7 protein-coding genes are annotated in these 6,968 nt (G+C 65.8%); 4 read left to right on the forward strand and 3 right to left on the reverse strand.

Translation table 11 applies throughout. The features are described 5' to 3' along the window. Window positions 1-6 precede the first annotated feature (6 nt). Genes ML539_RS14360 through serC form a run of 4 tightly spaced genes read left to right on the forward strand, consistent with a single transcriptional unit; the run spans window position 7 to window position 3,702 of the window. On the forward strand, window positions 7-1,248 hold the full coding sequence (locus tag ML539_RS14360) for a DUF1015 family protein (RefSeq protein WP_243317286.1): 1,242 nt from the start codon (window positions 7-9) through the stop codon (window positions 1,246-1,248). Between the two features lie 12 nt (window positions 1,249-1,260). Continuing rightward, window positions 1,261-2,133 carry an NAD(P)-dependent oxidoreductase gene (locus ML539_RS14365; protein ID WP_243324981.1) on the forward strand — a complete coding sequence of 291 codons (873 nt, stop codon included), beginning with the start codon at window positions 1,261-1,263 and terminating at the stop codon, window positions 2,131-2,133. A 22-nt stretch (window positions 2,134-2,155) separates the two neighbouring features. Continuing rightward, window positions 2,156-2,545 carry a GxxExxY protein gene (locus tag ML539_RS14370; RefSeq protein WP_243324983.1) on the forward strand — a complete coding sequence of 130 codons (390 nt, stop codon included), beginning with the start codon at window positions 2,156-2,158 and terminating at the stop codon, window positions 2,543-2,545. Window positions 2,546-2,601: 56 nt separating this feature from the next. Beyond that, window positions 2,602-3,702 carry a 3-phosphoserine/phosphohydroxythreonine transaminase gene (serC, locus tag ML539_RS14375; RefSeq protein ID WP_243324986.1) on the forward strand — a complete coding sequence of 367 codons (1,101 nt, stop codon included), beginning with the start codon at window positions 2,602-2,604 and terminating at the stop codon, window positions 3,700-3,702. Window positions 3,703-3,758: 56 nt separating this feature from the next. On the opposite strand, the gene ML539_RS14380 is transcribed toward serC, so the two are convergent. The 3 genes from ML539_RS14380 to ML539_RS14390 all read right to left on the reverse strand — a co-directional run bounded on the left by ML539_RS14380 (window position 3,759) and on the right by ML539_RS14390 (window position 6,409). Then, on the reverse strand, window positions 3,759-4,655 hold the full coding sequence (locus tag ML539_RS14380) for an acyltransferase (RefSeq protein WP_243324988.1): 897 nt from the start codon (window positions 4,653-4,655) through the stop codon (window positions 3,759-3,761). A 249-nt stretch (window positions 4,656-4,904) separates the two neighbouring features. After that, a complete protein-coding gene (locus ML539_RS14385) occupies window positions 4,905-5,270 on the reverse strand; it encodes a metallopeptidase family protein (protein ID WP_347710770.1) in 366 nt (121 codons plus the stop codon). A 125-nt stretch (window positions 5,271-5,395) separates the two neighbouring features. Beyond that, the gene (locus tag ML539_RS14390) at window positions 5,396-6,409 is read right to left on the reverse strand and encodes an integron integrase (RefSeq protein ID WP_243324993.1); all 1,014 of its coding nucleotides are present in this window, start codon (window positions 6,407-6,409) and stop codon (window positions 5,396-5,398) included. Window positions 6,410-6,968 lie beyond the last annotated feature (559 nt).

The following is a 6,968-nucleotide window of genomic DNA, read 5'->3' on the forward strand; positions in this document are numbered from 1 at the left end:
GTGTCCATGTCCCAGCTGAAGCCCTTCCGCGCCTACCGCCCCCGGCCCGAGCTCGCCGCCCAGGTCGCCGCCGTGCCCTACGACGTGGTGAACACCCAGGAGGCCGCCGAGCTGGCGAAGGGGAACCCGCATTCCTTCCTCCACGTGGGCCGGCCCGAGATCGACCTGCCCGCGGGCACGGACGTCCACGCCGACGAGGTCTACGCCAAGGGCGTGGCCAACCTCATGGCCATGATCGAGAAGGGCACCCTCATGCACGAGGGCCTGCCCAGCCTCTACGTCTACCAGCAGCGCATGGGCGACCACGTGCAGGCGGGCCTGGTGGGCCTCTGCTCCGTGCAGGAGTACGAGAACGGCACCATCAAGCGGCACGAGTTCACCCGCAAGGACAAGGAGGACGACCGCACCCGGCACGTCACCGAGCAGAACGCCAACGCCGAGCCCGTCTTCCTCACCTACAAGGCCGTCCCCTACATCGATCACATCGTCAATGACATCCGGAAGCTGCCGCCGGTCTACGACGTGGTCACGCCGGACGGCATCGGCCACACCGTGTGGGTCGTCACCGGCGAGCCCGTGATCTGCGAGCTGGTGAACCTCTTCAACGGCGTGCCCGCCCTCTACATCGCCGACGGCCACCACCGCACCGCCGCCGCGATCCGCTACGGCCAGGCCCGCCGCGCCGCCGCAGGATCCGCCGCCACCGGCGACGAGCCCTTCGAGAGCTTCATGGCCGTGGTCTTCCCCCACGACCAGCTCAAGATCATGGACTACAACCGCGTGGTGAAGGACCTCAACGGCCTCAGCCAGGAGGCCTTCCTGGCCAAGGTGCGCGAGACCTTCGACGTCGCCCCCGCCGCCCACCGCAGCCCCAAGGCCCCCACCACCTTCGGCATGTATCTGGGCGGCGCCTGGTACGAGCTGAAGGCCAAGCCCGGCACCTACCCCGCCAGCGATCCCGTCCGCGGCCTGGACGTGAGCATCCTCCAGGAGAACCTGCTGGGGCCCATCCTCGCCATCGACGATCCCCGCACCAACACCCGCATCGACTTCGTGGGCGGCATCCGCGGCATGGACGAGCTGGAGCGCCGCGTGAAGGAGGGCTACGCCGTGGCCTTCTCCCTGTATCCCACCTCCCTCGACCAGCTCATGAGCGTGGCCGACGCCGGCGAAGTGATGCCCCCCAAGTCCACCTGGTTCGAACCCAAGCTGCGCTCCGGGCTGCTGGTCCGGATGTACGAAGGCTGAACGGAGATCCGCATGCACACCCTCATCGCCGACGCCTTTGACGCCAAGCTGCCGGAGCGCCTCGCCGCCTTCGGCACCGTCAGCTCCGACATGGCCACCCTCGGGCAGGCCCATGTCCTCCTCGTCCGCTCCAAGACCAAGGTGGACGCCGACCTCCTGGCCAAGGCCCCCGCGCTCAAGCTCGTCATCCGCGGCGGCGTGGGCATGGACAACGTGGACAAGAAGCTCTGCGCCGAGAAGGGCGTCAAGGCCATGAACACGCCCCGGGCCAGCAGCGTGGCCGTGGCGGAGATGGCCATGGCTTTCATGGTGGCCATCCCGGCCCGCCTCATCGAGGCCCACACCTCCATGAAGGAAGGCAAGTTCCTCAAGAGCGAGCTGAAGCGCACGGAGCTCTTCAAGAAGACCCTGGGCCTCGTCGGCGCCGGCAACATCGCCACGGAGGTGGCCAAGCGCGCCCAGGCCTTCGGCATGGAGGTGATCGCCTACGATCCCTACCTCAAGGAGCACCCCATCGCGAAGCTGGTGAGCCTCGACGAGCTGGCCGCCAAGTCAGATGTCATCAGCCTGCACCTGCCCCTCACGGATGAGACCCGGGGCATGGTCAACACCGCCTTCCTGGCCAAGGTGAAGGATGGCGTCGTCCTCATCAACACCGGCCGCGGCAAGTGCGTGGTGGATGCCGACCTGGCCGCCGCCCTGCACAGCGGCAAGGTGCGCGCCTACGGCACGGACGTGTGGCCCAGCGACCCGCCCCCGGCGGACTGCCCCCTGCTCCACGCCCCCAACGTCTTCATGGCCCCCCACCTCGGCGCCAGCTCCAAGGAGAACCTCGGCCGCATCGGCGACGAGGTCGTGGCCATCCTCCAGGATTTCAAAGCGTAAAGGCGAACCGCGAAGGGCGCGAATGGACGCGAATGGCGAACTCATCCTGAAGGACGAGGCCTATGCCATCGTGGGCGCCGCCATGGAGGTTCATTCGGTGCTGGGCCCCGGTTTCCTGGAAGGAGTCTATGGGGACGCCCTGGCGATCGAGTTCACCCAGCGTGGGATCCCCTTTCAGCGTGAAGCCCCCATCGATCTGCGTTACAAGGGCATCCTCCTTCCCCACACCTACCGGGCTGATTTCCTGGCATTCGGACAGATCATCATCAAGCTGAAAGCCATCAAATGCCTTGGGGATCTTGAGCAGGCGCAGACCATCCACTACTTGAAGGCGACAGGTCACCCGCTCGCCATCCTGGCCAACTTCGGAGCGCCAAAGCTGGACTGGAAACGCATGGTCCTCGCTGGCTGATTTTCCCTTCGCGCTCATTCGCGCCATTCGCGGTTCAATTCTTTTGGAGGTTTCCCATGACCCATCGCGTGATCAACTTCTACGCCGGCCCCGCGGGGCTTCCCCTGCCCGCGCTGGAGCGCGCCCAGGAGGAGCTGCTGGACTTCGCCGGCACCGGCATGTCCGTCATGGAGGTCAGCCACCGGTCGAAGGAATACGACGCGGTGCACGAGGAGGCCATCGCCCTCACCAAGGAGCTGATGGGCCTGCCCAGCAACTACAAGGTGCTGCTGCTCCAGGGCGGCGCGCACCTGTCTTTCGGCATGATCCCCCTGAACCTGCTGCGCGGCGGCCGCAAGGCCGACTACATCAACACCGGCAACTGGGCGGAGAAGGCCACCAAGGAGGCCAAGCTCGTGGGCGGCGACAACGTCCGCGTGGCCGCCAGCACCAAGGAGCTGAAGTACAGCCGCCTGCCCTTCGCCGACGAGATCAAGGTGGGCCCCGACAGCGCCTTCGTGCACTTCACGTCGAACAACACCGTGGAAGGCACCCAGTGGCATGACTTCCCGAAGGTCGGCGACGTGCCCTACATCTGCGACATGAGCAGCGACATCATGTGGCGCCCGTTCGACGTGAGCCCCTTCGGCCTCATCTACGGCGGCGCCCAGAAGAACCTCGGCCCCTCGGGCGTGACGCTGACCATCATCCGCGAGGACTTCCTCGAGATGTGCGAGGCCCAGGACCTGCCCAGCTACCTGCGCTACAAGATCCACGCCGAGAAGAACTCGCTCTACAACACCCCACCCACCTTCGGCATCTACATCCTGCGCAACGTGCTGGCCTACAACAAGAGCATCGGCGGCCTGAAGGCCATCGAGGCCAGCAACAAGCAGAAGGCCGAGCTGCTCTACGGCTGCATCGACAAGCACAGCGGCTTCTACAAGGGCTTCGTCACCGAGAAGGCCCACCGCAGCGTCATGAACGTGGACTTCTTCCTGCCCACTCCCGAGCTGGACGACCAGTTCGTGAAGGAGGCCAAGAAGGCCGGCATGGTGGGCCTGAAGGGCTACCGCGACATCGGCGGCATCCGCGTCAGCACCTACAACGCCGTCACCGTCGAGAACGTGAAGACCCTCGTGGACTTCATGGAGCAGTTCGTGAAGGTGAACGGATAGCTCCGGGGCGAAGCCCCTCTGCGAAACAAGAGGCGCCCTCCGGCGCCTCTTGTTCGTCAGGAACGGGCCTCCGAGCGGGGCTGCATCCCCACCACGATCTCCTCGATCCTCCGGTCCTTCTCGGCCCAGATCTCGTGCAGCCAGGCCTGCATGCGGGCGCGGAAGGCGGGATCGCCCTCGTAGTCGCCGCCCAGCAGGTCCTTGGGGATTTCCAGTTCCCGCACCCGCACCACCACCTGCTTCACCTTGCCCGAGAGGAAGTCCCAGAAGCTGGGCACGCCCTCGGGGTAGACGATGGTGACGTCCAGCAGGGCGTCGAAGCGCTCGCCCATGGCGCTCAGCGCCGTGGCCAGGCCGCCCGTCTTGGGCTTCAGTAGATGCCGGTAGGGCGAGCCCTGGGCCGCGTGCTTGGCCCGGTTGAACCGGGTGCCCTCCAGGAAGTTCATCACCGAGGTGGGGATCTGCCGGAACTTCTCGCAGGCCTTCCGCGCCGTGGCCAGGTCCTTCGAGCGGCTCCCGCTGCGGCGGCGCATGAAGGGGAAGTCCAGGGCCCACCAGGCCAGGCCCATCACCGGCACGTAGAGCAGCTGGCGCTTGAGGAAGAACTTCAGGAAGGGCACCTTCCGGTGGAACACCTTCTGCAGCACCAGGATGTCCACCCAGCTCTGGTGGTTGCTGCTCACCAGGTACCAGCCCTTGCGCCGCAGCCCCTCGTGGCCCTTCACATCCCAGCGGATGCGGTGCACCAGGGCCATCCACCACCCGTTCACGGCGATCCAGCCCTCGGCCAGGCCGTTCAGCAGCCGGTCCGTGCCCCGGCGGACCGCCCCGAAGGGCAGGGCGAGCTTCACCAGGGCCACGGGGATCATGCCCGAGAAAATGGCCAGGACATTGGCCACCAGCATGGAACCGGCCACGCTGCCCTTGAAGGTGGACCACAGACGCTTGAGCATTCCGAACTCCGACCTTCCAGTTTACCGGACCTTCCCGCACGTCCAGGGCGCCCGGCAGAACGTCGGCCCGAGATCGGAACCCGGACTTGTTTCACCTCTGGTTTCAGTGATTTAAGTCGTTGAGCGCGTGATGACCAGGAACGCAGAGATCGCAGATACGCCCTTTGGGTGCTCCGTGTTCTCTGCGGATCCAGCTTTTCCAGCCTGTGGCTTGGCGATAGACGGAAATGCTTCAACGATCGGCGGGCCTCAGCCCCAGCCCAGCTCCTCCAGCCGGTCCTCGCCGATGCCGAAGTGGTGGGCGATCTCGTGGATGACGGTGGTGGCGATCTCCAGCCGCAGGTCGTCCTCGTCCAGGCAGTCTTCCAGCAGCGGCCCCCGGTAGATCGTGATGCGGGGCGGCAGGTCGCCGGATTGCGCCGGCCCCTCCGTCAGGGCCCGGCCCGAGTAGAGGCCGTAGAGCGTCTCGTCCTCGGGCACGCCCAGGTCATCCAGCAGCGCGTCCGGCGCCCAGTCCTCAAGAACCACCGCCACGCCCTCCAGGTAGGGCCGGAACTCCTCCGGGACGAGCGCCAGCGCTTCATCCACCAGCTTGCGGAACGCCTGGTCAGACATGTGCATGAGGACGAGGCTACTCCTTCCGGAAAAGATGAAGTCAGCCACGGATGAACACAGATCAACACGGATGGGGGCCTGAGCTTAGTCGTGCTTATCTGTGTTCATCTGTGGCAAAGCACACATTACAGCCCGTCCAGCGGGCTCGCCACGCCGCGGCCGCCGCGGTTGAGCACATGGGTGTAGATCATCGTCGTCGCGACATCCTTGTGCCCCAGCAGCTCCTGCACCGTGCGGATGTCATGGCCCGCCGCCAGCAGGTGGGTCGCGAAGCTGTGGCGCAGCACGTGTGGCGTGACGGGCTTCACCAGCTCCGCGGTCCGACCCGCCAGGCGCACCGCCTTCTGCACACTCTCGGGGTGGAGGTGGTGGCGCCGGACGACGCCGGAGCGTGGATCCGCCGAGTGCTGGGCCGAAGGGAAGACCCACTGCCAGCCCCAGGCGCGCGCCGCGCTGGGCGCCTTGAGGCCCAGCGCGTCCGGCAGGGCCACCTCTCCCGCCCCGTCTTCCAGGTCCCTGGTGTGCAGGGCACGCACCCGCTCCAGGTGGGCCCGGAGGGGCTCGATCAATCGATCCGGAAGCATGGTGACGCGGTCCCGCCCCCCCTTCCCGTCCCGGACCACGATCTCCCGCCGTTCGAAGTCCAGGTCCTTCACCCGCAGGCGCAGCCCCTCCATCAGCCTCATGCCCGTGCCGTAGAGCACCTGGGCCACCAGGCCCATCCCGCCCGACATCTGGTCGAGCAGCGCGCGCACCTCTCCAGGGGTGAGCACCACCGGGAGGCGCGCCTGGCGCTTGGCCTGGACGACCTCCGACAGCCACGGGAGGTCCACCTTGAGCAGGTCCTGGTAGAGGAAGAGCAGGGCGGACTTCGCCTGGTTCTGCGTGGAGGGCGAGACATGCCGCTCCACGGCCAGGTGGCTCAGGAAGGCCTGGACCTCCGCCGCCCCCATCTCCCGCGGATGGCGCTTCCCGTGAAAGAGGATGAAGCGCCGCACCCAGTCCACATAGGCATCTTCCGTCCGCAGGCTGTAGTGCCGAACCCGCAGGCGCTCCCGCAGCTGGTCCAGGAGCCGAGGAGGCTGCCCCCCCGCCCCTTCGTTCCGTCCCCCACCCGTCTGCCTAACACCTCCCAACATCACCACCACCCCCATCGCCCTCGTTCGCCTATTGCGCTAATCTTGCCCAGCCCCCATTCCCCGAATGCTCCAATGTCTCCTGAATTTATCGCCTTTTTTTCGCTTCGCAACCCCATCCCGCAAGTACGCCTAACCCCCCAAGACCCAACCCCCACCCGCCCAGCCCACCCAGGACTAGACGAACCCCCAACCACCGACTCCCCACCGTCCAAATCTAGTTAGGCCGCCCAACCAGCGGAGTACGCTCTAAATTTTAGGCCTGCATCGAATCAATAGGCTTCAGTTGCTCCAAAACCCGTTTCATCCGTGGTTTTCCGGTCTGCCCATTCAAATTGCGCCGATCAATAGCTCCACGGTAAAATCAGCAATTACATCCTTCTCAAACCGGATTAGGCGGATTACGAACCTCTTCGTCCTCGCCGTCCAAGTCTAGTTAGGCCGACGTGGGCGGGCTCGGCCAAATCTGCTTCTGGTATGACTTCACCAAGGTCCCGTCGCGCTAAAGTGGGTTATTCAATCACCGTCACTTCCCGCTGGTCCTGGCTTTCCGTTCGTCCGC

The sequence above is a fragment of the Geothrix sp. SG200 genome, assembly GCF_022808935.1.
GTDB lineage: Bacteria > Acidobacteriota > Holophagae > Holophagales > Holophagaceae > Geothrix > Geothrix alkalitolerans.